General features: G+C 36.0%; 20 protein-coding genes. 17 read left to right on the top strand and 3 right to left on the bottom strand.

What is annotated here, in order from left to right; genetic code table 11:
* Nucleotides 1-5 precede the first annotated feature (5 nt).
* The gene (aroF, locus tag OTK01_RS09165) at nt 6-1019 is read right to left on the bottom strand and encodes a 3-deoxy-7-phosphoheptulonate synthase (RefSeq protein WP_029228742.1); all 1014 of its coding nucleotides are present in this window, start codon (nt 1017-1019) and stop codon (nt 6-8) included.
* A 77-nt stretch (nt 1020-1096) separates the two neighbouring features.
* Nucleotides 1097-2173 carry a histidinol-phosphate transaminase gene (gene hisC, locus OTK01_RS09160; RefSeq protein WP_029228741.1) on the bottom strand — a complete coding sequence of 359 codons (1077 nt, stop codon included), beginning with the start codon at nt 2171-2173 and terminating at the stop codon, nt 1097-1099.
* 298 nt (nt 2174-2471) lie between these two features.
* On the opposite strand from hisC, the gene OTK01_RS09155 reads away from it, so the two are divergent.
* The 17 genes from OTK01_RS09155 (at nt 2472) to OTK01_RS09075 (ending at nt 24767) form a co-directional block, all read left to right on the top strand.
* A complete protein-coding gene (locus OTK01_RS09155) occupies nt 2472-4142 on the top strand; it encodes an ABC transporter substrate-binding protein (protein WP_029228740.1) in 1671 nt (556 codons plus the stop codon).
* A 111-nt stretch (nt 4143-4253) separates the two neighbouring features.
* A complete protein-coding gene (locus OTK01_RS09150) occupies nt 4254-5339 on the top strand; it encodes a uroporphyrinogen decarboxylase family protein (protein WP_029228739.1) in 1086 nt (361 codons plus the stop codon).
* 139 nt (nt 5340-5478) lie between these two features.
* Complete coding sequence (locus OTK01_RS09145) at nt 5479-7155, top strand: ABC transporter substrate-binding protein (protein WP_029228738.1); 1677 nt, start codon at nt 5479-5481, stop codon at nt 7153-7155.
* Nucleotides 7156-7298: 143 nt separating this feature from the next.
* Nucleotides 7299-8237, top strand: a complete 939-nt coding sequence (locus OTK01_RS09140) for an ABC transporter permease (RefSeq protein ID WP_013433073.1) — start codon at nt 7299-7301, stop codon at nt 8235-8237.
* Between the two features lie 51 nt (nt 8238-8288).
* Complete coding sequence (locus OTK01_RS09135; RefSeq protein ID WP_013403698.1) at nt 8289-9188, top strand: carbohydrate ABC transporter permease; 900 nt, start codon at nt 8289-8291, stop codon at nt 9186-9188.
* 116 nt (nt 9189-9304) lie between these two features.
* Nucleotides 9305-11143 carry a sensor histidine kinase gene (locus tag OTK01_RS09130; RefSeq protein ID WP_029228737.1) on the top strand — a complete coding sequence of 613 codons (1839 nt, stop codon included), beginning with the start codon at nt 9305-9307 and terminating at the stop codon, nt 11141-11143.
* A 16-nt stretch (nt 11144-11159) separates the two neighbouring features.
* Entirely contained in the window at nt 11160-12689 is a 1530-nt protein-coding gene (locus OTK01_RS09125) for a response regulator transcription factor (RefSeq protein WP_029228736.1), read from the top strand.
* 59 nt (nt 12690-12748) lie between these two features.
* On the top strand, nt 12749-14830 hold the full coding sequence (locus OTK01_RS09120; protein ID WP_029228735.1) for an alpha-glucuronidase family glycosyl hydrolase: 2082 nt from the start codon (nt 12749-12751) through the stop codon (nt 14828-14830).
* A 47-nt stretch (nt 14831-14877) separates the two neighbouring features.
* Nucleotides 14878-16497, top strand: coding sequence for a mannitol dehydrogenase family protein (locus OTK01_RS09115; protein ID WP_029228734.1), 1620 nt, complete (start codon nt 14878-14880; stop codon nt 16495-16497).
* 31 nt (nt 16498-16528) lie between these two features.
* The gene (gene uxuA / locus OTK01_RS09110) at nt 16529-17614 is read left to right on the top strand and encodes a mannonate dehydratase (protein ID WP_029228733.1); all 1086 of its coding nucleotides are present in this window, start codon (nt 16529-16531) and stop codon (nt 17612-17614) included.
* Between the two features lie 144 nt (nt 17615-17758).
* A complete protein-coding gene (locus OTK01_RS09105; RefSeq protein ID WP_029228732.1) occupies nt 17759-20191 on the top strand; it encodes a glycoside hydrolase family 2 TIM barrel-domain containing protein in 2433 nt (810 codons plus the stop codon).
* A gap of 245 nt (nt 20192-20436) precedes the next feature.
* On the top strand, nt 20437-21090 hold the full coding sequence (gene cbiM, locus OTK01_RS09100) for a cobalt transporter CbiM (RefSeq protein ID WP_014042913.1): 654 nt from the start codon (nt 20437-20439) through the stop codon (nt 21088-21090).
* Nucleotides 21091-21111: 21 nt separating this feature from the next.
* Nucleotides 21112-21432 carry a PDGLE domain-containing protein gene (locus tag OTK01_RS09095; protein ID WP_014042912.1) on the top strand — a complete coding sequence of 107 codons (321 nt, stop codon included), beginning with the start codon at nt 21112-21114 and terminating at the stop codon, nt 21430-21432.
* A gap of 6 nt (nt 21433-21438) precedes the next feature.
* Nucleotides 21439-22230, top strand: coding sequence for an energy-coupling factor transporter transmembrane component T family protein (locus tag OTK01_RS09090; protein WP_029228731.1), 792 nt, complete (start codon nt 21439-21441; stop codon nt 22228-22230).
* Nucleotides 22227-22976, top strand: a complete 750-nt coding sequence (locus tag OTK01_RS09085) for an energy-coupling factor ABC transporter ATP-binding protein (protein WP_029228730.1) — start codon at nt 22227-22229, stop codon at nt 22974-22976. Before OTK01_RS09090 ends, OTK01_RS09085 begins: the two co-directional genes overlap by 4 nt.
* 50 nt (nt 22977-23026) lie before the next feature.
* Nucleotides 23027-24058, top strand: a complete 1032-nt coding sequence (locus OTK01_RS09080; RefSeq protein ID WP_029228729.1) for a nicotinate phosphoribosyltransferase — start codon at nt 23027-23029, stop codon at nt 24056-24058.
* Nucleotides 24059-24092: 34 nt separating this feature from the next.
* Nucleotides 24093-24767, top strand: a complete 675-nt coding sequence (locus OTK01_RS09075) for a M48 family metallopeptidase (RefSeq protein WP_029228728.1) — start codon at nt 24093-24095, stop codon at nt 24765-24767.
* A gap of 124 nt (nt 24768-24891) precedes the next feature.
* Here the strand turns inward: OTK01_RS09075 and OTK01_RS09070 are convergent, their stop codons facing one another.
* Nucleotides 24892-25953: a YARHG domain-containing protein gene (locus OTK01_RS09070; protein ID WP_029228727.1), complete on the bottom strand. Its 1062-nt coding sequence runs from the start codon at nt 25951-25953 to the stop codon at nt 24892-24894.
* Between the last annotated feature and the right edge of the window lie 26 nt (nt 25954-25979).

The raw sequence follows: 25979 nt of genomic DNA, 5'->3' as shown, positions 1-25979 counted from the left end.
TTCCTCTATACACTCTTTCCAATTGATTTTGCTATTAAAGATATCTCTTTTACAAGTTTGTCAAACTCCTCAGGTGTGATTGACTGAGGCCCGTCAGATAGAGCCTTTTGCGGGTTTGGATGGACCTCAATCATAAGCCCATCAGCCCCAGCTGCAATTGCCGCTTTTGAAAGTGCTGGAACATACTTTGCTTTCCCTGCTGCATGGCTTGGGTCAACTATTATTGGAAGATGACTTTTTTCTTTTACAACAGGGATTGCTGAAATGTCCAAAGTGTTTCTTGTTGCTGTCTCAAATGTCCTTATTCCTCTTTCGCACAGAATAACATTTGGATTTCCTTCGCTCAATATATATTCAGCAGCATTCAGCCACTCTTCAATTGTTGCTGCAAGGCCTCTTTTGAGAAGAACAGGCTTGTCTTGTCTTCCCACATATTTTAGTAAATTAAAATTTTGCATATTTCTTGCACCAATTTGGAAAATATCTACATAGTCATACGCTCTGTCAACAGCACTTTCGCTTATTACCTCTGTTATAACTAAAAGGTCGTACTTTTGTGCAGCTTCTTTTAAGATTTTCAATCCTTCTTCCTCAAGGCCCTGGAAAGAATATGGAGATGTTCTTGGCTTGTAAGCTCCGCCACGCAGAATCTTCGCACCGCTTCTTTTAATCTTTTCTGCAACTTCAAACATCTGCTGATAACTTTCAATTGCACAAGGACCACCAATGAGCGTGACTGAATCTCCGCCAATCTCCACATCTTTGATTTTTATAACTGTAGGTTCAGGTTTGAATGTTCTGCTTGCAAGTTTGTAGCTCTCAAGGATTGGTATTATTCTGTCAACACCTGGTAAAAGTTCAATAGGGACATCAGACAGAATTCTCTCATCGCCAATAACGCCAATTACAGTTCTTTCAACGCCCTGTGAAATGTGGGGCCGCAGGCCCAGTGATGTGATAAGCTTTACAACCTCTTCAATATCTGACTCTTTACAGTCCTTTTTCATTACAATAATCATATTCATCGCCTCCATACTACCATTTTTTATTTTACTACAGTTTGCATCCGTTCTACCATTCTTCAAATTTTCTTTTTCTACAGAATTTCTTTCAAAGCCTTTATGAATCCCATATTATCACCTTCCTGCCCTGTTGTAACTCTCAAATATGTTGGCATACCAAATATGTCGCCTGGTCTTACAATTATACCTTTTAAAAGGAGCTTTTTGAACACCTCAACAGCATCCTTCTTTACATCTACCATCACAAAATTTCCATATGATTTTATATAAGGAAGACCCATCTCTTCAAAGCTTTTATAGAAAAATTCGAGAGACTTTTTGTTTAGCTCTTTTGCCTTATTCACATGCTCTTCATCGTCAAGAGCAAAAATAGCTGCAATCTGTGCCAAGTGATTTACATTAAAAGGTGGTCTTACTCTGTTTAATTTTTCAATGATCTCCTCTGATGCTATTGCATATCCAACTCTTAAAGCGGCAAGACCATAGATCTTTGAAAATGTCTGAAGAACAATGAGATTTTCAAATTCATTGAGCCACTCTGTGGCATCTGGGTATTCTGGATCATCGATGTATTCTTTATAAGCCTGGTCAACAACAACCGCAATGTGTGAGGGTACTGACTTTATAAAATCATATAACTCCTTTCTTTTAACAATTGTACCGGTTGGGTTGTTTGGATTGCAAATCCATATTACCTTTGTTCTTTCATTTATATTGTTGTAGAAAGCCTCTAAATCATGGGTAAAATCTTTTAATGGAAGTTCAATTGGCACACCGCCCATCACTTTTGTGACTGTTTCGTATCGTGGAAAAGAAGGTTTTGCCATTATTGCATTGTCACCTGGATTTATGAACACAGCTGCAATAAATTGAGTGATTTCATCAGAACCTGCTCCCAGAAGTATCTGCGATGGTTTTACACCCAGCTTTTTTGAAAGCTTGAGTTTTAATTCTGTGCAATTTCCATCCGGGTAAATACCAAGTTCATCCAAGTTTTGCAACAAAGCTTTTTTCACATTTTGTGATGGTCCTAAAGGATTTTCATTTGAAGCAAGTTTTATTACCTTTTCAAGGCCAAGCTCTCTTTTCACCTCAGAAATAGGCTTGCCAGGGATATAGGGAGAAATTGTATTAATTACTTCTCTGAACAAATTAGCACACCCCTAATTTACGATTTTCAATAATTTTATTATCAACTCTTAGGACTTGTCAAGAAAAAAGTAATGAGCAAAAAATAGAGTGGATTTAGTTTAGCAGAAATGTTTGTGGATTAATTATAAACTTTTAGATTTATCAGGATTTAAAAAAAGTCAATTTTGCGGGGGAAAAATATAAAATTTTTCAGGGTTACATTTCTACAATTTATAGTTATAATTTATTTCAGATTCACAATTTTTAAAGTCTTTTTGCCCTTGGAAATGTCAAAATATACAGTGAGGAGGGTTTGGTATGTCAAAAAAATTAAAATCTTTTGCTTGGTTTGTCTGTTTTGTGTTCATTTTTTCAAGTCTTGTTACATTCCCAAGTTTAAAATCTGATTCTGTGAAAGCGGCTTCAAGCAATCAACCCGTAAAGACATTGACATTTTTCTATGGAGATTCAAATGCAGACCCTCATCCAGACCTGTTTAGCACGCCAATCGGTAAAGAGATTACAAAGCTCACAGGTGTAAAGCTTAAAATCGAATACTTAGCGGGACAGGATGAGGCAACAAAGATTGGTCTTATGTTGGCATCTGGTGATTTGCCAGATTTGATTCACGGGCACCAGGAACATGGAAAATTGATTGAAGCAGGTGTTTTAGTACCACTTGATAACTATATTCAAAAATACGGAAAATATTGCAAACAAATTTACAGTGCAAAAGATTTGAAGAGGCTAAGACAAAAAGATGGAAAAATTTATTTCTTATCACCGTACAGAAACGAAATAACACCAGACCTCAAACCAGATGGGTTCTGGCTACCAATTGACCTTCTTGAAAAAGCAAAGTGGCCAAAGGTAAGGTATTGGGAGGACTATCAGCAGCTCATTAGAGATTATGTAAAGAAAAACCCAACAATAGAAGGAAAGCCAACTATTGGATTTACATTCATTACTGAAAGCTGGAGATTCTTCACACTAACAAATCCACCTTCATATTTGATGGGATATCAAAATGATGGTGATGTGATTGTTGACCCAAAGACATATGAAGCAAAAGTTTATGCAACAATGGGAGGTTCAAAGAGATATTACAAAGATTTGAATAAGATGTGGAAAGAGGGACTTATCGACAAAGAAGTTTTTGTTCAAAACTATGACACATATCTTTCCAAGATTGCTCAGGGTAGGGTTGTAGGATTCTATGACCAGTGGTGGCAATTTGGGTATGATGCAGAGGCTTCTTTGAAAAATGCAAAGAAATACAATAGAATGCATATATCCTTCCCGGTTGTCTACAAAGGTGTTCAAAGAGCAAGATATCTTATGATTCAGCCAATTGGCGCAAGAGATGGTATTAGCATAACAAAGAAGTGTAAAGACCCTGTCACAGCATTTAAGTTCCTTGATACTCTGTGCTCTTTAGAAGCTCAAAAACTTATGTACTGGGGAATAAAAGGTGTTGATTACAGTGTAGACAAAAACGGAAAAATGTACCTAACAGACAAACAGAAAAAACAGAGAGAAGATTCTGTTTACAGAAAGAAACAAGGGCTTGGATACTGGTGGGTATTCCCGCATGCATATTTGAAGCTGCAGGATGGAAATTACAGAGAGCCAGGATTTGATCCAGAGTATGTATACAAGAACTTTACACCAGCTGAGAAGAAAGTTCTTGATGCTTACAAAGCTAAATATTTCATGCAACCTCCATTTACAGACCCACCACTTGAAACACCTTATGGATTTGCATGGGAAATCAATATTCCTGCTGACAAGACACAAGTAACCATTGCGACACAGAAGATGAGTGAAGTTCAGAGAAAATATCTGCCGCAGCTTGTAATGGCTAAAACAGATGCTGACTTTGAAAGAATATGGAAAGAATATGTTCAGGCATTTGAAAAGACAAATTACAAAGTGTATGAGCAGTTCAAGACAGAGATGATTCGCTGGAGAGTAAAGAATTGGAACTAAACTTGGAATAAAATTGTGGTATATTTTATAGGGAAGACCTCCTATTTTAGAGGTCTTCCCTATAAATTTTTGTAGTATAAAAAATAATACCAACAAAGGAGGAGGGTTCTTGTGGACTTATCTAAATTTGATGTAAAAAAATTCTGGGAAGAAAATGATTTTTGTCGGTTGAATTTTGACAAAAAGACAAGGATTCCTATACACTTTTGGCTTGACGACCATTTTTTGTTTGAGCTGGTTGGTCCTTTTTCAACAGTTGATTATTACTCTGACAAATCATACAGGCTTCAAATTCATAAAAAAGCTAATGATATTTTGGAAAAAGAGCTTGGAAGAAAGTTTTATTCAGAAGAAGAGCTTGACCCTCCAGAGCCAACAAGATTTGAGGTTATAATGGGTTCAAAGGTTGTGATATCAGAAGGTGGAACGCCTTGGCTTGAGCCGGCAATTGAAAGTTTAGATGAGGTAAAAAGTTTTATAGAAAAGATGGAGAAGATTGATGTAAAAAAAGTGGTTACACCTGAACTTTTGAAGGAAAAAGAAGATTACGAGAATCTAACTGGCAAGAAACTAATATGGGGACATATGACAAGAGGACCTGCTACAATTGCAACAAGTTTATTAGGGACAACAAATCTTTGTATGCTACTAATGGATGAACCAGAGCTTGTGGATGAGTTTTTTAAAATATTAAAGGAAAAACTTGTGGAGTATATAAAAAATTTAAGAGGTTATTGTGAAGTTGAATATAACGGAATTGCAATTAATGATGATAACTGCTTTTTGTTTTCTCCCAAGCTTTATGAAAGGTACTGTGCACCTATTTTGGAGAGTTTGTTTAAAAACTTCGCACCAAGAAAAGAAGATACGCGCTATCAACATTCAGATAGCAATATGCAGCACCTAATTCCTATTTTAAATGAACTTGGAGTAAACAGCGTTAATTTTGGACCTGAAATTCACCCTGCTACGATAAGAAAGCTCATGCCACATGCGTTGATTTATGGCCAGATGCCACCATTTGTATTGAGAAACGGAAGCGCAGAGGAAATTATTGAATATGTAAAGAGGGATATGCAAGTTTTAAAAGAGGATGGAAACTTTATCGAGACACCTGCAGGTTCTGTTGCTTCAGGTACTCCTCTTGAGAATATCAAAATATATATGTGGGCTGTTCAAGAATTTGGGAAAATATAGTTTTTTGACATATCAATTTTATGGGGGAAATATGTTAGATTTTAAGGGTTGTTTTTATCTAAATACTATGTAAAATGAACAGTAGAGGATGATAATTGTTCATCCTAAATAAAAATTCAAGGAGGGGAGGCGTGTAAATTTGAAATTTATAAGAAAAATCTCTATTGTGGTAGCGCTTGTTTTCATTATCTCTGCAGTGCTGGGTGGGATTGTACCTGTATCTTCCCAGAAGGTTGAAGGTGCATCAAAAAAGATTGTAACATTTACAATGTTTAGTGCAGATGCAACAGTACAATATCACCCAGATATCTTTAGCACTGCTATTGGTCAGGAAATTACTAAAAAGACAGGTGTGAGACTAAAAATCGAACACTTTGTAGGAATGGACCAGGCAACAAAAATATCACTTATGCTTGCATCTGGAGACTTGCCAGACCTTGTGTATGGTAGCGGTGAGCACAAACAGTTTATTCAGAACAAGGCATTGGTTCCTCTGGACAATTATATTGAAAAATATGGTCAGTGGACAAAGAAGGCTTATTCATCTGCTGATTTGAAAAAATTGCGCCAGGCAGATGGACACATTTACTTCTTGAGCTACACAAGAGGTGAAGTTTCACCGAGTGCAAGCGGTGAAGGTCTCTATGTTATGATTGACATGCTGCAAAAGAATAACTGGCCAAGGTTAAAGTACTGGGAAGATTTAGTACCAATGATAAGAAACTATGTCAAGAAATATCCAAAGTATAAAGGTATGCCTGTAATAGGTATGTCAGCAATTACAGAGGGTGCAAGATTTTATGTAATTCAGGACCCAGCAACAGGTTTGAATGGTTTGGTTGCAGATACTGTACAAGTTGATCCAAAAACATATAAAGCAAGCTATGACCCGGCGGGAATAGGAATGTATAAAGCATACAAGGCGCTAAATGCTCTGTGGAATGAAGGTCTTTTTGATAAAGAAGCTTTTGTTCAAACATATGACCAATGGGCAGCGAAAGTTGCTCAAGGTAGAGTTGTAACAAGCTGGGGAAGGTCATGGCATTTTAACACTGCATTCAATACCTTAAGAAAGAACAATGAAGACGATAGAATCCTTGTTCCGTTTGGTATTGTATTCAAAGGAGTTAAAAAATCAAGATATGTCATGCTTCAGTCAATCGGAACTCGAGATGGAGTAAGTATTACTAAAAAATGTAAAGACCCTGTAAGAGCGTTCCAGTTCTTAGACCAGATGTTGAATCCAGAAGTGCAAAAGCTCATGTTCTGGGGTATTAAAGGAAGGGACTATCTTGTTGATAAGAAAGGCAAGATGTACAGAACTCAAGCTATGATTGACAAAGCAAGAGACCCTGTTTATCAGAAACAGGAAGGGCTTGGCTACTGGAACATTTGGCCAAGATGGCAGCTGAAACTTCCAGATGGTAACTATGTAAAACCTGAACTTGACCCGGACATTGCATACATGCAATGGGCACCTGCACAGAAGAAAGTCCTTGATGCTTATAAAGCAAAGACATTTGTTGAACCACCATTTGCAGATGAACCTGAATCTCCACCTTGGGGATATGCTTGGGAAATTAACATTCCACCAGAAAAGCAAAAAGAAATCCAGGTACCACTCAATATTGCTAACGACCTTGCAAGAAAGTATATACCAATGCTTATAATGGCTCCAAAAGGCAAATATGATGAGGTGTGGAACAAGTACAAGGCAGAGGTTAGAGCAAAGATAAATACAAAGCCAATTGAAGAATTCTATACAGAGCAAATGAGACAGAGAATGGCTGATTGGTACGGAATCAAAGTTAAGTAATATTGTGTAAAAATGGATAAGGGAAGAGGTAAAGAAGTTACCTCTTCCCTTATATAAAATTTTTGTTTTTATGTGGTTTAACACTGCTTTTAATGGGTACTTACAATATAGAGGAATGAAAGTTTTCAAAGGAGGTAATTGCTTTGGACGCAGTATATTACACCGACTCGAAAAAAACTTTTTGGCAAAAAGTAAAGGAACAAAAAGAATTAGTTTTGATGATATTCCCGTTTGTACTTTATGTTATACTGTTTCACTACATACCTCTTTGGTGGTGGGTCATTGCATTTAAAGAATACAGGCCTTTCCAGGGTGTGTGGGGTTCAGAATGGGTAGGATTGCAACAGTTTAAAGATTTGTTTAGTGACTCTGGTTTTTGGCTTGCTATGAGAAATACAATTGTTATAAGCTTTTTAAAGCTTGTTACGTCCTTTGCAGCAGCTATCTTACTTGCGTTGATGCTAAACGAAGTTAAGAATATGTTATTTAAAAGAACCATTCAAACAATTTCATATCTTCCTCACTTTGTTTCTTGGGTTGTGGCGGCGAGTATAGTTATAAGTGTGCTTTCACCTGAGTCAGGTATACTCAATCAAATTTTAATGTCACTTAAGATAATAAAACAGCCAATTGTTTGGATGGGCGAAGGACATTATTTCTGGTGGATATTGGCTCTCTCGAATGTTTGGAAGGAAACAGGATGGAATGCTATAGTGTATTTGGCTGCAATGACAAGTATTGACCCGGAACTTTATGATGCTGCAAGTGTGGATGGTTGTGGAAGATTGCAAAAGATAAGGTATGTAACACTGCCAGGGATTGCACCAACAATTAGCATGCTTCTTATTCTCAACGTTGGTTGGCTCTTGAATGCTGGTTTTGAACAGGTTCTTTTGCTCAGAAACCCGCTTGTTCAGGATTACTCTCAAATTCTTGACACATACGTTCTTGACTATGGTATTACAATGTACAGATATTCATATGCTACAGCTGCTGGTATGTTCAAGAGCGTTGTAAGTATTTTGCTTGTTTTGTTTGCAAATAAGGTTGCTGCAAAATTGAATGCATCCACTGTGGTATAGTAAAGTCTTGGCAAGGTTTTTCAACTATATAAACAGGAGGGAATGTTTGAGATGTTTAAGAAAAAAACAGCCGAGGATATTATCGTTGACTTGGTTGTTTATATAAGTCTGATTTTTGTGGGTATTGTTACTTTATATCCTTTCTTGAACGTTCTTGCAATTTCGTTTAATGATGCTCTTGACACAGTTCGTGGTGGGATTTATATCTGGCCAAGAAAATGGACTTTGAAGAATTACGAAATTATTGTTAGTAATCCACAGATTTATAATGCAGCTTTAGTATCTGTTGCAAGAACAGTTCTTGGTACAGTCTTGGGTATTATTTGTACAATGTTTGTTGCTTATCCTCTGTCAAGAAAAGATTTTGTGTTAAGACGTCCGTTTTCTGCAATAATGGTTTTGACTATGTATTTTGGAGCAGGTTTAATTCCAACCTACTTATTGTATAGGTCGCTCGGACTTTTAAACACATTTTGGGTTTATATTGTACCAGCACTTTTAGGAATGTTTAATGTTGTTGTGGTCAGAAGCTATATAGAGTCGCTTCCTTCAAGTTTGATTGAATCTGCTAAGATTGATGGAGCAAGTGAATTTAGAATTTTGTGGCAGATAATCTTTCCACTTACCCTGCCAGCAGTTGCGACAATAGCACTCTTTATAGGCGTTGGACATTGGAATTCGTGGTTTGATGTATATATCTTTAACTCACAAAGACCTGACCTGAGTACCCTTCAGTATGAGCTTCAAAAAATTCTGGCATCTGTAAGCATGCAGGTTGGAAGAAATCCTGACTATCAAATGGGAGCAATGGCTGAAACTCAGCAGGTTACTCCAAACTCAGTAAGAGCAAGTATGACAATTGTTGCAACAGCTCCGATTATTATGGTATATCCATTCTTACAGAGATATTTTGTAAAGGGTCTTACTCTTGGCAGTGTGAAAGGAGAATAATTGAAATTGTTTGGAGTGGGTGATTTTCGCCCACTTTGATTTATTTTTTATGGGTAAATAAATACAGTTAATATTATTGCGTATTATGATATAATTAAACTTAGGAGATATAAAGCTTGTGGTGGAACAAAGTGCTAAAAAAATTTTTTAAATTCTCAAAAGAAAGGCTGCTTGATAAATTAGATAATCTTTCTGTCAGAAAAAAGCTGCTTCTTGTATATATCCTCTGTGTTTTAATCCCCACAATAGTGAGCCATTTTATTTTTACCATTTTCATTGTAAAGAATCTTCAGCAGCAGAAAATAAATCAGATAAAAAGTGCATTTAATATCTTAAATACAAATGTGAAAAGGGTTATTGATGAAGCTATATTGTACTCAAATACATTGTATACCGATGATTTACTTAACGATATGCTTGACATTGATTACCATGGTATGGATGATTTTTACTCTAATTATGTTCAATATCTGAGAAATAGGATATATCAGGGTAGAAATGTGTATTCAAATATTGCTCGCGTTACAATATATACAAACAATTCCACAATTTTGAACAGTGACGGTTATAGAAAACTAAATATTCAAGAAGTTAAGGAATGGTATGATAAAGTAATTAATAATCCGCAGGGGATAGTTGTAATACCAACCAGCGACAGTGGAGTAAATGGAGAAGAAGGATATGTGTCGCTGTTAAGAAATCTCAATCAATACGAGCAAAGAAGTACGTCAACAGGGAACAATAGCAAATATACCAAAATAGCTAAAATTGACATTTATCTTTCAAGCTTTTTCAATTCCATAAATTTTGAGGTATTTGGCGGAGAGATTTACTTGCTGGACAGCAGCAACAGAATAATTGCAGCCCATACATACAATAATCTAATCTTCACCAAGCCGTTTGTAAAGTTTGAAACGAGTAAATTTGTGCCAAAAGGGTCGTATGTATTTGTAAATAATCTGGATATAACTCTTTTGAGTGGCTGGAAACTGGTAGGAGTATTTTCACGCTCGTATATGATGGGAGAAATATACAGGGCTATCGAGTTTATATTACTTATTTCGCTTTTAAGCTTGATATTTGCAACCTTTTTGATAAGGGTTATAACTACTTCCTTATCAAATAGATTAGAGCTTTTGGAAAGACACATAAGAAAGGTGAAAAAGCAGCGCTTCGAGATTCTGACATGCAGGGAAGGGAATGATGAGATTGGCAGCCTAATCAGGGAATTTAACAATATGACTGTAAGACTCAAGGAACTAATAGAGAAGGAAATGCTTTCTGAAATTCAAAAGAAGACACTTGAAGTGGAAAAGAAACAGGCAGAGATAAATGCTTTGCAAAGTCAAATAAATCCGCATTTCCTTTTCAACACACTGGATTCTATAAGAATGCGTTCTGTTTTAAAGAATGAACTGGAGACAGCTGAGATAATTAAGTACTTGACAAGGACTTTAAGGAGGCTTATTTATTGGGGAAATGATATAACCACAGTTCAGGAAGAAATCAATTTTGTAGAAGATTTTTTGAAAATACAGCAATACAGATTTGGTGAAAAGTTGACATATGAAATTTTTGTAGAAGAAGATGCTAAAAACTGTTTAATTCCTAAGATGACAATTCAGCCGCTTGTTGAAAATGCATGTATACATGGTATAGAGGAAAAAGAAGACAGTGGCAGAGTAACGGTTAGGGTAAAAAAAGAGGGTGTAAAGTTAATGATAGAAGTTTCTGACAATGGCATAGGGATGGACAAGAAAAAGCTTGAGGAGCTTTATGCTAATCTTAACAATCCATTGTATGATAAAAGTATTGGGCTTAAAAACGTTTACAGAAGATTAATGCTGTACTACAACGACAATGCTGAGTTTTATATTGAAAGTTCTTTTCAGAAAGGCACAAAGGTTATTATCAAACTTCCTTTAGAGTTGCCAGTGTTTGTTCATAAAATATAGTGAGGGTGTGCAAACCATGATAAAAATTCTTTTGGTAGAAGATGAAATTTTCATGAGAAAGGGTATAATTAAACTTATTGATTGGGAAAGGCTTGGATTTGAAATTGCATATGAAGCGGGAAATGGTCAGGAAGCCCTTGATATCCTCAAAAGTGAGAAGGTGGATGTAATAATAACAGATATAAAAATGCCAGTAATGGATGGAATTGAGCTGATAAGAAGAGTCTCAGAGGAGTTTGAAAACAAACCAGCAATAATAATTATCAGTGGGTACAATGAGTTTGAATTTGCAAAGGCAGCTATAAAGTATGGTGTAAATGATTATCTATTAAAACCTATAGATGAGAATGAGCTTATTCAAACCTTAGAGAGGATAAAAACGAGGATATCAAGCGAAAAGGAAGACTATAAAAAGAAAGAATTATTTGAATATGTGAGAAGGAACTCAGCTTTTATAAAAGCTCTTGAGATACAAAATGGTGATTATCTTGTGAGTAGTAGTGAAGATGGAATGAAAAAATATCTTGGAATTTCAAAACAGGAAGCTTTTCAATATGAAGATGATTTGACCATTTATGAGAAATTAATGGAAACAGAAAAAAGTGTAAATACCAAGTATTTGGACAAAGGTATAGAGATTAAATGTTATTGGGATAGTTACTTTAACTTACTTTTTGTAGTAAACACCATTCAAGGGTATAAGAAAAATAGTTTAGTTAAACAGGTTTTTGACGAGATAAGAGACATATTAAATTTGCAGGCAATAATTGTGCAGGAGTATGTTTCTGCGCAGAAAATACATACGTTGTATAAACAGCTTTTGAGAAAATTCAACTTTGCCCAATTTTACGAAAAGAGTGGTGTCATTGAGGCATCAGAGATAGGGGAATTTGAACATTACCTTGAGGATAAAAAACTTTCAAAAGAGCTGATAAGACTAATTGAAGAAAAGCGATTTGAAGATATAAATGTAAAACTTTCAAGGTTTTTTGATGAGTGTCAGAACAATAAAGTATCACCAGAAGTAATAAAAGGTTATATTCTCTTTGCTGTGCTTGAAATAATAGATTACTTTGAAGTATACCAATTATTCGAAACTGATAGTATAAAGTTTATATTTAGGACAGACATACAGAAAAGCAAATTCATTTCCAAAGTCATGGAAATTTTAGACCAGGTGATAAATTGCATTGACCAGAACTCCAAATTTAATGGCTCAAGCTTTATGAAGAAAATAGAGTTGTTTATAAAAGAAAACTACAACAGAGACTTAACAATAAAAAGCATAGCCCAACAGTTTTATATTAATCCCATATATTTAGGAAGGATGTTCAAAAAACATTTTAATATGCCGTTTAATAAATATCTACATTTTGTGCGTATTGAAAATGCAAAAAGATTGCTCTTAAAGACTGATAAGAAGATTTATGAAATAGCAAAGGAAGTGGGTTATAGTGACCCTGACTATTTTGCATTAAAATTTGAAGAGTATGTAGGGAAAAGTCCTTCCAAATTTAGAAATTCTGTTTCTGTCAATGAAGATTAATTTTCTATGGTATTTTAAGAAATCGTTTTCTAAAAATCTGCGGGAGGCTGGGATTTGCTATGATTTTATCAAGCAGCAGTAACCCCAAATATTCTATGTGTTGGCTTTCTTATAAACCTATAGAAAAGAAAGAATATGTCTGGGAAGTTGAAAAATTTTTGGAACATATAGTGTTGTTGGAGAAGAATATATATTTTCAAAATGCAGGAAATGAGCTTAAAATGGCTTTAAGTGTACTGTTTGGGACTGAGCCAAGATTAAACAGTGCTTTGAATCTTTATGTGGACAATGGAATTGTTTTGGGAAAAGTGACAAATGAAAATCTTCAAGCTTTTATAACCGATGTTGAAAAAGAAGCATTAGGTGAGGAAGGGTTTATAATAAAAGTTATAGATGAAAATAAGAAAAAATACATTATTGTTGCGTCAAAAAGTGAAAAAGGGATAATATATGGGATATTCCATTTGATAAACAAATTTAGACTTAAAACAAAATTAAATGAACTCAATTGTATAGAAAATCCAAAGGCACCCCTGCGAATTATTAATCACTGGGATAATATGGATGGAAGTGTTGAGAGAGGATATGCAGGTAAATCAATATTTTTTTCACACGGCAGGATAAAACGCATTTATAAACGTATAGGGGATTATGCAAGGCTTCTTGCCTCAATTGGAATAAATGGTGTTGTGATAAACAATGTAAATGTAAGAGATAAAGCCATATGGTTGATTACACCAAAATACCTAAATGACCTTTCAAAAATAGCAGAAATATTCCGACTCTATGGTATAAAACTTTATCTTAGCATAAACTTTGCAAGTCCAATTTACATTGGAGGTCTTGACACTGCAGACCCGCTTGACAAAAACGTTCAAAAGTGGTGGAAGGACACTGTAAAAACTATTTACAGCTACATACCAGACTTTGGTGGATTTTTGGTAAAAGCTGACTCTGAGTTCAATCCAGGGCCGTATGTATACGGTAGAACACATGCAGATGGAGCAAACATGCTGGCAGAGGCACTTTTGCCTTATGGAGGAGTTGTCATCTGGCGTGCATTTGTTTACAATTGCCTGCAGGATTGGAGAGATACAAAGACAGACAGGGCAAAGGCTGCATATGACAACTTTAAACCACTTGATGGAAGGTTTTCAGAAAATGTCATTTTACAAATAAAGTATGGTCCGATGGATTTTCAGGTAAGGGAACCTGTCTCACCTCTTTTTGGCGCTATGGAAAAGACAAACCAGATGATGGAGTTTCAAATAACACAAGAATATACGGGGCAGCAAATTCACCTTTGCTATTTGGGGACGCTATGGAAAGAGATTTTAGAGTTTGACACCTACTGCAAAGGAAAAGGTTCATATGTAAAGAGAATAGTGGATGGAAGTCTGTTTGGAAGGAAATATGCAGGATTTGCCGGTGTTTCAAACATTGGGGATAGCATAAACTGGACGGGCCATGACCTTGCGCAGGCGAATCTGTGGACGTTTGGAAAACTTGCGTGGGACCCGGACAGAAAGATTGAAGATATAGCAAGAGAGTGGACTATTTTAACATTTGGAGATGACAAAAAGGTAGTTGAAAACATTTTATGGATGCTTATTAATTCTCACGCCATCTACGAAAAATATACAACGCCGCTTGGGCTTGGCTGGATGGTAAATCCAGGTCATCACTATGGTCCAAACCCGGAAGGGTATGAGTATTCAAAGTGGGGGACGTATCACCGGGCAGACACAAAAGCAATTGGGGTTGACAGAACTTCAAGAGGAACAGGTTATACATTGCAGTATCACAAGCCTTGGCAGGAAATATTCGATGATATAAATAAATGTCCTGAAGAACTTCTTCTATTTTTCCACAGAGTGCCGTATGATTTTAGGCTTAAAAATGGAAAGACACTAATACAGTTTATGTATGACTCTCACTTTGAAGGAGCTGAGATGGTAGATAAGCTTATAGAAAAGTGGAAAGAGCTAAAAGGAAAGATTGATGATGAAATTTTCAACAGAGTATATGAGAGATTAAAGATGCAAAAAGAACATGCAATAGAATGGAGAGATGTTATCAACACATATTTTTATAGAAAGACAGGAATACCTGATGAAAAGGGAAGAGTAATATATCCATAAGATAAAATAGAATATTTTTTAAAAGAAAGTGAGGTTGAGAAGTTGAGATGTTTGAGCTAAAGAGAAAAGATATCTCAAAGCAAGATTTATGGCAAAATGCCAATATTGTATTGCCTCAATTTGATATTGAAAAAGTAAAAAGTGCTACTTACCAAGATCCTATCTGGCTTCATTTTGGAGCAGGCAATATTTTTAGAGGATACATTGCAGCAATAGCCCAGGATTTAATCGAAAGAGGAGAGCTTGACAGGGGAGTAATCGCAGCAGAGCTTTTTGACTATGAGATAATAGACAAAATATACAAACCTTATGACAATCTCTGTTTAGTTGTGACATCTGATGCAAAAGGCAATTTAGAAAAAAGAGTAATTGCAAGCATTACAGAAGGGCTAAAGTGTGACAAAAGCTTTGAAGCAGACTGGCAAAGACTTTGCCAAATATTTGAAAGCCCATCTCTTCAGCTGGTGACATTCACAATAACAGAAAAGGGATACAACCTGTTTGACCTCAAAGGAGACTATCTGCCTGCAGTAAAAGAGGATATAGAAAATGGGCCGCAAAGTCCAAAAAATTCGATGGGCAAGGTTGCAGCCCTGGCATATGTTCGATACAAAAGCGGCAGAAAACCAATTGCATATGTGAGCCTTGACAACTGTTCTAAAAATGGTGAAAAGCTGCAAAGCTCGATAGTTCAAATAGCCAAAGAGTGGGCAAAAAGAGGTCTTGTTGAAGAGGATTTTGTTGAATACTTGAACGATTCTTCTGTGGTAAGTTTCCCATGGAGCATGATAGACAAGATTGTCCCAAGACCGTCAGAAAGAATAAAAGAGCTTTTAGAGGAAGATGGACTTGAAAATATGGATATCATTTGCACATCAAAAAATACGTACATTGCACCATTTGTCAATACAGAAAAGGCTCAGTATCTTGTAATAGAAGATAATTTTCCAAATGGAAGACCGCCACTGGAAAGAGCAGGAGTGTTTATGACAGATAGGAAGACAGTAGAAGACTCTGAGCGGATGAAGGTTCAGACATGTTTGAATCCTCTTCACACGGCTTTGGCTATATTTGGCTGTTTGCTTGGGTATAAGACAATTTATGAAGAGGTAAAAGATGAGCATCTAAAAAGGCTTATCGAAAAGATTGGATATGATGAGGGATTGAGGGTTGTTGTTGACCCGAAGATAATAAATCCGAGGGAGTATATAAAGGAAGTAATAGAAGAAAGATTTCCAAACCCATATATACCTGACACACCACAGAGGATTGCAACAGACACGTCACAAAAAATGCCAATTAGATTTGGAGAGACTATAAAAGCGTACGCAGAAAGCCCAGATTTAGATGTGAAAAGCCTCAGATACATCCCTCTTGTAATAGCAGGATGGCTGAGGTATTTGATGTGCATTGATGATGAAGGGAAAACTTTTGAGCCAAGCCCGGACCCACTTATACTTGAGCTTAAAAAACATCTTGAGGGTATAGTGCTTGGTAAAGAGTATGAGGATTTAGAAGAAAGGCTAAGACCAATTCTGGCAAATGAGGTTATTTTCAGGGTTGACTTGTTTAAAGTGGGACTGTCTCAGAAGGTAGTGGAATATTTCAAAGAGATGATACAAGGCATTGGAGCTGTGAGAAAAACCTTGCAAAAGTATGTAAGTTAAAAGATTTTCAAAAAGAAAGGGGTTTAAAAAAATGGGTTTTAAGATGACATTTAGGTGGTTTGGTCCAAAGGACGATAATATTCCTCTTGAGTATATACGCCAGATTCCAGGTATATATGGTGTTGTGACAGCGCTTTTTGATATTCCAGTTGGAGAGGTATGGCCGGAAGATAGGATTTTTGAGCTAAAAAGAATGGTAGAAGATGCAGGGCTGAAGTTTGAGGTAATAGAAAGCGTAAATGTCCATGAGGACATAAAACTTGGTCTTCCAAGTCGAGACAGGTATATAGAAAACTATAAACAGACCATAAGGAACTTGGCAAAAGCGGGTGTAAAGGTAATATGTTATAACTTTATGCCTGTATTTGACTGGCTGAGGACAGACCTTGCAAAAAAGCTCCCTGATGGTTCTGAGGTTATGGAATACAATCATGATATGCTCAAGAATCTCACGCCGGATGAACTTGTAAAAAGCATGGAAAGAGGCTCCCAAGGATTTTCTCTTCCTGGGTGGGAGAGCTACAGGTTAAAACAGCTCCAGAGCCTGTTTGAGATGTACAAGGATGTTGATGAGAATAAGCTTTTGCAGAATCTCATATACTTTTTGGAGAATATAATTCCTGTGTGTGAGCAGTGCGATGTGAAAATGGCAATACATCCAGATGACCCGCCATGGTCACTTTTTGGTCTTCCAAGGGTTGTAACAAACAAGGAAAATATAGAAAAGTTTTTAAAAGCAGTTGACAGTCCGTACAATGGGTTGACTTTGTGCACAGGGTCGCTTGGAGCAAACAGGGAAAACAACATTCCGGAGCTTATAAGATATTTTGGCAAGATGGGAAGAATACATTTTATGCATGTGAGGAATATAAAATTTACGGGAGAGAGGTCTTTTTACGAGACATCACACCTGTCGACAGATGGTTCATTTGACATGTTTGAGATTATGAAGGCTATATACGACATAGGTTTTGACGGGTATTTGCGACCTGACCATGGAAGGATGATTTGGGGCGAAAAAGGAAGACCTGGTTATGGACTTTATGATAGAGCCCTTGGCATTGCGTATTTGAACGGGCTTTGGGAGGCAATTGACAAGATGTCAAGGATGAAATGAAGAGATAAGTTATAACCAAAAAACAGTTGTCCCGAAAACCGCCTGCTGGGGCTGGGAGGCTTTGATATGGCGGACTATAAATACCCCAGCCATCTTGAGCCGCTGCTTTTTTGAAGCGGCTCAAGGTGTTGTTGAGTTTCGAAAATGCAGAAAATAAATTTGGACAGGTCATGGGAATATCTTGAGCTTGGTTTTGTAAATGTATTAAACTTAACAAGTTCAGAATATGAGTGGAAAAAGGTAGATCTGCCGCATGATGCTGTAATTGAGAAGGAAAGAAGTGAGCTCAATCCCTCAGGTGCTGGTGAAGGGTATACTGCGGGATGCAGCTTGTATTACAAAAAAGAATTAATTTTAGATGAGCAATGGCAAGGCAAAAACTTAATACTTGAGTTTGAAGGAGTTATGGGTATAGCCGAGGTTTTTGTAAATGGTAGATTGGTTGCAAAACACTTCAATGGATATACAAGTTTTCTGGTTGATATAACAAAGCATGTCAAGTTTGATGATAAGAACATTATTATTGTGCGTGTAGAAAATACTCATAAGCCAAGCTCAAGATGGTACGCAGGTTGTGGTATATACAGGCATGTGTGGTTACATATTGGTGGCAAGGTGTATATAAAACCGTGGCATTTGCATGTTCAAACCAGAGCAATTGAAAATGAAACTGCGATATTAGAAATAAGAGCTGTGGTTGTCAACAGTGTCAATGAGAAAGTTAAAGGAGTAATAAAATTTGATGTATTTTCAAAAGAGGAAAAACTAATTCTCAGCAGTGAAGAGAGGTTTTTGATTGGTAAAAGTGAAGAAAAGGTAATTGCCAAAACCTTAGAACTAAAACCATTTAAATATTGGGATATAGAAGACCCATATCTTTATAAAATTCAAGCAACTATTGTTTGTGATGAGAGTATCGAAGATAGTGCTTCTACATTGTTTGGAGTTCGGACAATTGAGGTTAATCCCAATGAAGGATTTAAATTAAATGGTAAGCCATTAAAATTAAAAGGCGGCTGTATTCATCATGACAACGGACCGCTTGGAAGTGCGAGTTACGATAGGGCAGAAGAGAGAAAAGTAGAACTTTTAAAAGCTTCTGGGTTCAATGCAGTAAGACTTGCACATAATCCATTTGCTCCAGCTTTTTTGGATGCATGTGATAGATTAGGAATGCTGGTGATAGAAGAATTTTTTGATGTATGGCATGCTGGAAAAGTTAGTTTTGACTACCATCTATTTTTTGACAAGTACTGGGAAGAAGATTTGGAGTCCACCATAATGAGGGACTATAATCATCCTTCGATAATAATGTGGTCAATAGGAAACGAGATTACATGGGGAGTTGGAGTTGATGTTGATGATGATAGCGGCTACTCAATATACTCATGGTGTGAACGATTAGCAAAAAAGGTAAAGAGTTTGGATTCATCAAGGCTGGTAACAGCGGCACTGTGCGCAATTCCGGATGATTATAAAAGACTTTTTGCTATAATTGAAGAAGGTAACTATGTAATTAGAATGCTTAAACAAGAAGCAGATGTTATTGAAGATAAATGGGGCGAGTTTTCAGAAAAGTTTTCGAGGTTTTTGGATGTAGTTGGTTATAACTATAAAGTAGATAGATATGAATATGATAGATACAAATATCCTGACCGGATAATTTGTGGTACAGAAACTTATCCGTATACTCTTTTTAAAAACTGGAAACAAACAATAGAAAATTCAAATGTTATAGGTGATTTTGTGTGGACGGCCATTGATTATTTAGGCGAAGCAGGTCTTGGTAGGGTAAGTATTGAAGCAGATGATCTTAAATCTTTTTGCGGGTCTTATCCATGGTTTTTAGCAAATTGTGGAGATATTGATATTTGTGGTGAAAAACGTCCTCAATCGTATTATAGAGATGTTGTTTGGGGAAACAGAAAAGACCCATATATTGTAATACTTCCACCGCAAGTTTATGGCAAAAAACTATATTTTAAACCTTGGGCATGGGAGCCAGTTGAACGAAGCTACACTTTTCCTGGATGTGAAGGGATGGCAATAGCGATACATGTCTATGCAAATGCAGATGAGGTTGAGCTGTTTGTAAACGGCCGAAGTTTGGGAAGAAAAGAAGCCGGGACTATCACTCAATTTAAAACGGTTTATGACACAATTTATGAACCAGGGGTAGTGGAAGCTGTAGCATATAAAGATGGTAGGGAGATTGGCAGAGACAGGATAGAAACGACAGGTAAGCCCGCAGCCTTAAAATTGTTTGCTGACAGAGAAATTATTTCCTCTTCTTATGGTGATTTATGCTACATAAAAATAATGGCAGTAGATAAGAATGGAAGAGAAGTACCTTACGCAGATAACAGAATAGTTGTAGAAGTTGAAGGCGTCGGTGAACTTGTCGCTTTAGGAAGTAGCAATCCTTTGTCAACAGAACCATTTGTTAGCCGAGAGAGAAGGCTCTACAAAGGACATGCACTTGCAATAGTAAAAAGCATTGGCAAAGAGGGAGAAATCAAATTGGAAGTTTTAGCAGATGGTTTAGATGGGGCACAGACTTTGATAAAGTGCATCTGAGGATATTAAACTCTCAATATCTTTCTAAGTTGCTCAAATGGATGTTTTTAGGGTAAACTATCTTTCCACAGAAACTATTGCTCAGTAATCGCGTTGTATGGTAAAATTAAAAACAGCGATGCAAGTGAATGGTGCAAGGTAAATTAAATATTTGAATGAAAGCCCACGAAGGGTTAAAGTAAACAGCTTTTCGTGGGCTTTTTTATTTTTTCACAAATACTTTAAAAAAAGGAGGAAAAGTACAAATGCACATTCCTGATGGTTATTTGAGTCCGCAAACTTGTGCTACATTTTATGCTGCATCTGTGGCAGCAGTTAGCATTGCATTTACAAAGTTTAAAAAATCAGTTGACGAAAAGACCTTTGTTCATCTTTCAGTGGCATCGGCATTTACATTTATTGTTATGATGTTCAACTTTCCGGTAGTGGGTGGCAGTTCTGCTCACATAACTGGAATACCACTTATAACCTATCTGTTCGGGCCGTTTGCTTCAATTATAGCATCGGCAGTGGTCTTGATAATCCAGGCTCTTTTGTTCAGAGATGGAGGAATTTTGGCACTTGGAACAAATGTGTTTAACATGGCTGTTGCTATTCCGCTGGTTACTGTTTTTGTCGACAGCCTTTTGAAAATGGCTAATCTCAAGAATGAAAAGGTTAGAATGTTTATAAGCACATACATTTCAACAAATGCAGCTGCACTTTTGACAGCAGTTGAGCTTGGACTTCAACCAATTTTATTTACAAAAGCAGGGAAACCGTTGTATTTTATGTACGACCTGAAAACAACCATTCCTGCTATGATGGTTCCACACCTTTTGATTGTTGGGGTGGTTGAAGCAGTTTTGACAGTTTTGCTATATTCACCTTTAAAAAATTTTGCTAAAATAAAAAAGTAACTTAAAGGGGTGGTTTATGTTATGAAAAAGGGAGTTGGTAATAACTTTAAAACGGTATTAATAACTCTGTTTGCCCTTGCTATTTTGACCCCGCTTGGGCTTTTGACACAAAACCCGGCGTTTGGCGAGTGGAGTCAGGAAGAAATAAAAAAGATGCTGGGGTTTGTGCCTGAGGGGTTAAAAAAGTATGCTGAGGTTTATAAATTTGACCTTTTTGATGACTATTCAGTTAAGTTCATTCACAACCAGTATATTGGCTATATTTTATCAGCACTGATTGGAATGGCAGTGATATTCGCCATATTTTTCTTATTAAAACGTTTAATGACTGAAAGGAAGTAAGCTAAAGTGCTGCCAGATTTTTTGAAAGAAGAAGATAACGCAAAAGTCAAAGTTGCAAAAGAGGGATATGTGGAAAAGAGTCTTTCTGGTTACTTAAAAATTTCTCAGTGGTTTTTCAAAAGAAACAAAAGTTTATTTACAAGGATTGACGAATGGGCAAAGCTTTTGTTTTTAATATGGTTTAGTTTACTGGTAAGCCTTTCTGATAGTATTTTGTTTTTAGCAGTTGCTTTTACTTTTGTATTGGTAGCTGCAGCAATATCAAAAGCTGATATCAAGGCATTGATTGTTTCATCTTGGGCGTTTGTGCCGCTTGGTACATTTATCATAAGCATCCCTTATATGCTTATAACAAAGAATATTATTCCCGCTATTATGCAGGTTTTAAAGACGGGCATCATTATAATGACAGGTGAGGTTGTAATATATAACTCAAGAATTGACAGGCTTTTTAAGCCTTTTTCTTTTTTTGGGGGAATTAGAGAATTTATGTGGCTTGTTGAGCTCACGATAAGGAACATCTTTGTACTTTTGCACACAATTACAGATATTTTGTTCGCAAAGAAGATAAGGACAGTGGGTGTATCAAGGAATAGATTAGATTTTGTAAAATCTATGATAAGAGCCATTGCTCAAAAGACCATATATATTTCAGAGGCTACTTATATTTCTATGAAAACGCGCGGCTTTTCATCTCGCAATATTAAATTAGTGTATAGATTCAAACTTACCATCCCAGAACTTTTGGTAGTATTTTTCCTAATTATTATGAGCATTTTGGAGAGGATTTTAAGATGAGCGCAGTGTTTAGAGGGAAAAATATAACATACAGGGTAAACAACAAAACCATTCTTGAAGTAGCAAGCTTTGAGATTGAGAAAGGAAAGGCTTTTGCGCTTGTAGGTTGCAACGGAAGTGGTAAAACTACACTAATGAAAATACTTTCTGGAATCATACTTGATTTTGAAGGAGAGCTTTATTTTTACGATAAAAAAATTGATAAAACCTCTTTTGATGAGCTTTTCAAAAACGGATTTTACAAAAAGGTAGGTTATATGTTTCAGGAGACAGAACTTCAGCTTTTTAATCTCACTGTGTTTGATGAGATTGCTTTTGGGCCAAGACAGTTTATGAGTGATGAAAGCAAAATCCAAAAAAGAGTTTTGGAAGTAGCGAAGTTTCTGGGGATTGATAATTTACTTGAAAATGATATACTGACATTGAGCGGTGGGGAGAAAAAAAGGGTAGCGCTTGCTTCAATACTTGCAAACAACCCAGAGGTTTTAATACTTGATGAGCCGACAAACGACCTTGACCCCAAAAGCATAAGGTTTTTTGCAAAGATTTTAAAACAGCTCAAAGATGTTGGAAAAACTCTAATTGTTTCTACACACCACTTTGACTTGCTTTTTCGCTTGGCTGACTACACAATTTTGCTTTCACCAGACCACAGAATACTTAAGATTGGCACCACAAAAGAGATTTTAGAGGATAAAAATCTTTTGATTGAAGCTGAGGTCATAGATGAAGAATTTGAGGTTTGAGATGTTATGGCTACTAAAACAAAAATTTTTAAAGGAAGGGAGCAGAGCCTATGAGGATTAGTAGACTTGATGATATTGAAAAATTCAAAGTTGAAGATGAAAGATTATTTTTTTCTGCCCAACATGAAGAGATTAAAATGGGTTTGACTACAGATATATACTTTATAAAAACACTTGAAGTTTTGAAGTATCTTAAAAGAGAGGATGCCTATGTTAAAGCTGAAATTTTTGCAAGAAGAGAAGGAATATTTTGTGGTCTTCCAGAGGTTTTAAATCTTTTAAAAGATGTTGATTGCAACGTGTATTCTCTTGAAGAAGGGGAAAACTTTTCTGCAAAAGAGGTTGTAATGAGAATTGAAGGAAGATATGTAGACTTTGGAATTTATGAAACACCTATTCTTGGTATACTTGCAAGTTCATCAGCATGGGCAACAGCAGCCAGAAGATGCAAAGAGGCAGCGGGACAAAAGCCCATTTTATGTTTTGGTGCAAGGCATATACACCCGTCTGTTGCGCCTGTGATGGAAAGGGCAGCAAAAGTGGGCGGCGCTGATGGGGTAAGCTGCATATTGGCAGCAAAAATATTGGGAATTTCCCCATCGGGAACAATTCCTCATGCTGCAATATTGATTGCGGGGTCTACAGAGGAGGTTGCAATTGCGTACGATAAGGTAATTCCTGAAGATTCACCATGTATCATTCTTGTTGATACTTTTAAGGACGAAGCTCAAGAAGCTTTAGATGTTGCAAAATTGCTAAAAGAAAAGTTGTATGGTATAAGACTTGATACGCCAAGTGAAAGAGGCGGGGTTACACCTGAGCTTGTCTATGAGGTAAGAAAAAGGCTTGATTTAGAAGGCTTTGATCATGTCAAGATTTTTGTGTCCGGCGGACTTGATCCTGAAAAAATAAAAATACTTTCAGAAGCAGGGGCAGATGCTTTTGGTGTTGGAAGCTATATTTCTGGTGCACCTCCAATTGACATGACGATGGATATAAAAGAGGTTGACGGCAAGCCTGTTGCCAAAAGGGGAAGAATTCCTGGTGTTACTGTGAATACAAGGTTGAAGAGGGTAAAGTGATGTATGTCTTTATTTCCTTGCGGGAAGCGATATTATGGTAGATGTTAAAATTGAAAAAATAATCCGCTCAAATAGAAAAACCATAGCTTTGCAAATGACAGAAAATAGCACACTCATAGTCAAAGCTCCATTTCATGTGGATGAAAAAACAATATGGGATGTTATTCAAAAACATAGAAAGTGGATTGACAAGAGAAAGAAAGAGATAGAAGCAAGAGATCCCAAAACCTTGCCAAAGGAATTTGTCAGCGAAGAAGAGTTTTTATACCTAGGCATGTATTATAAACTGCACATAGTGGAAGACCAAGATGTACCACTCAAATTTGAAAATGGGTTTTATCTCTCAAGAAGCGCTTTGCCAGAAGCTAAGAAAGTATTCATAGATTGGTATAAAAAAGCTGCCTATGAGAAGATTCTTGAGAGAGTAAACTGGTGGGCTCAAAAAAGAGGTTTTAAATACAACAAAGTACATATAACAAATGCACAAAGAAGATGGGGTTCTTGTTCTGCAAAGGGTAACTTGAACTTTTCTTGGCGGCTTATTATGGCACCGCTGTCTGTAATAGACTATGTTGTTGTCCATGAGCTTGTGCATCTTGAAGAGAAAAATCATGGAAAGAATTTTTGGACAAAGGTAAAACTTCTCATGCCTGATTACAAAAAATATGAAGATTGGCTGAAGAAAAACGGGTATTTACTGAATATATAAAGAATGCCAAATTTAAGTTATGATAAACCACTCCATATAATGTGATGAAAAATAGAGGGTTGTCAGTTAACTCATATTTTCTGGCAACCCTATTACTACTTTCCTATGAAAAACTTAAAGAAGTTTAGTCAGCATAACATAGTCCTATTAATGCATCTCGCGCATCCATATTATTATCAACAAGAAAAGAGAAATCTTTTAAAAGAAGCCATCCTTTTTTGCCAGTAGATGTTTCAATCAAGCACCATTTTTTATTATCACAGCCAACTATATTTATGATTTGTCCTTGCTTAAGAGTGAAACACTTACTTTTTTCGCTTCTTGTGGTGTGAAGTTTAATATCTTTTTTTACAAAAACGTAGAAGTTTGTTTTATAAATATCTTGAGGAATTGGTTCAAGTTTATGATTTTTCAAAATATATTTTTCATTAAAATACCATGTTTGAAGAAGTTTTGCACGGATCAATCCTTCAACAATACCGTTACCATAAATATGAAGTCCAATGTTGTAAATTCCACCTACACTTCCTATTTCTGTAATTTTGTTATTGTAAAATTGGTAAAAAATTGATGTGTAATCATTACTTGGACCTTCGTCAAAAATAACAATTTCTTTGTAATTATCAGACTTGTCAATATCAACAATTGCAAACTTATTTTGTAGATTTGTATAAAGTTCGTTTGTTGTTGATTGATTATTTATTTGTAGAGAAAAACCTTTATTAGAAGGTTTATAAATGATAGATTCATTTATACCGTCATTATTAAGATCATAATATACTTTTTTATTTGCCGGAAAAAAGAGTATTTTGTCTTTGTAGTTTTTCTCAATGAATAATTTGCTTTTATAATAGTATTTTTCGAAATATGAAATTAGAATTACATTGTATTTTTCTATGCTATTGAGTTGGGCAAAAGACACTTTTTGGATAGGTTTGTACCGCTTTTTGGATAGAAAATAATTTCTTAACTCTCTGTTTTCAAAAATATGACCATGTCTTGCAAAAATTTCATTTCGCGCAATATGCAATTTGTTATATACCTCGGGATTAAAGAAAACGTCTTCAGATAGTTTTTTAATATGGCTTTGGGGAAAAATAAAATCATCATTTGCAATTGATTTAATTGGCCAGCTTAGCAGAAAAATAAAAATTAACAAAAAAGCAAAAGTATGTTTTTTAAACATATTATACCTCCTTTCAACAACGTCAT

The organism is Caldicellulosiruptor acetigenus, assembly GCF_026914305.1.
GTDB lineage: Bacteria > Bacillota > Thermoanaerobacteria > Caldicellulosiruptorales > Caldicellulosiruptoraceae > Caldicellulosiruptor > Caldicellulosiruptor acetigenus.
This window is presented reverse-complemented; position numbering and strand designations above follow the sequence as displayed.

What these genes read in the sequence shown, in the direction of transcription:
- aroF (WP_029228742.1), bottom strand. Translation starts at nt 1,019, where the DNA reads ATGATTATTGTAATGAAAAAGGACTGTAAAGAGTCAGATATTGAAGAG.
- OTK01_RS09155 (WP_029228740.1), top strand. Translation starts at nt 2,472, where the DNA reads ATGTCAAAAAAATTAAAATCTTTTGCTTGGTTTGTCTGTTTTGTGTTC.
- OTK01_RS09135 (WP_013403698.1), top strand. Translation starts at nt 8,289, where the DNA reads ATGTTTAAGAAAAAAACAGCCGAGGATATTATCGTTGACTTGGTTGTT.
- OTK01_RS09125 (WP_029228736.1), top strand. Translation starts at nt 11,160, where the DNA reads ATGATAAAAATTCTTTTGGTAGAAGATGAAATTTTCATGAGAAAGGGT.
- OTK01_RS09120 (WP_029228735.1), top strand. Translation starts at nt 12,749, where the DNA reads ATGATTTTATCAAGCAGCAGTAACCCCAAATATTCTATGTGTTGGCTT.
- OTK01_RS09115 (WP_029228734.1), top strand. Translation starts at nt 14,878, where the DNA reads ATGTTTGAGCTAAAGAGAAAAGATATCTCAAAGCAAGATTTATGGCAA.
- uxuA (WP_029228733.1), top strand. Translation starts at nt 16,529, where the DNA reads ATGGGTTTTAAGATGACATTTAGGTGGTTTGGTCCAAAGGACGATAAT.
- OTK01_RS09105 (WP_029228732.1), top strand. Translation starts at nt 17,759, where the DNA reads ATGCAGAAAATAAATTTGGACAGGTCATGGGAATATCTTGAGCTTGGT.
- cbiM (WP_014042913.1), top strand. Translation starts at nt 20,437, where the DNA reads ATGCACATTCCTGATGGTTATTTGAGTCCGCAAACTTGTGCTACATTT.
- OTK01_RS09095 (WP_014042912.1), top strand. Translation starts at nt 21,112, where the DNA reads ATGAAAAAGGGAGTTGGTAATAACTTTAAAACGGTATTAATAACTCTG.
- OTK01_RS09085 (WP_029228730.1), top strand. Translation starts at nt 22,227, where the DNA reads ATGAGCGCAGTGTTTAGAGGGAAAAATATAACATACAGGGTAAACAAC.
- OTK01_RS09080 (WP_029228729.1), top strand. Translation starts at nt 23,027, where the DNA reads ATGAGGATTAGTAGACTTGATGATATTGAAAAATTCAAAGTTGAAGAT.
- OTK01_RS09075 (WP_029228728.1), top strand. Translation starts at nt 24,093, where the DNA reads ATGGTAGATGTTAAAATTGAAAAAATAATCCGCTCAAATAGAAAAACC.
- OTK01_RS09070 (WP_029228727.1), bottom strand. Translation starts at nt 25,953, where the DNA reads ATGTTTAAAAAACATACTTTTGCTTTTTTGTTAATTTTTATTTTTCTG.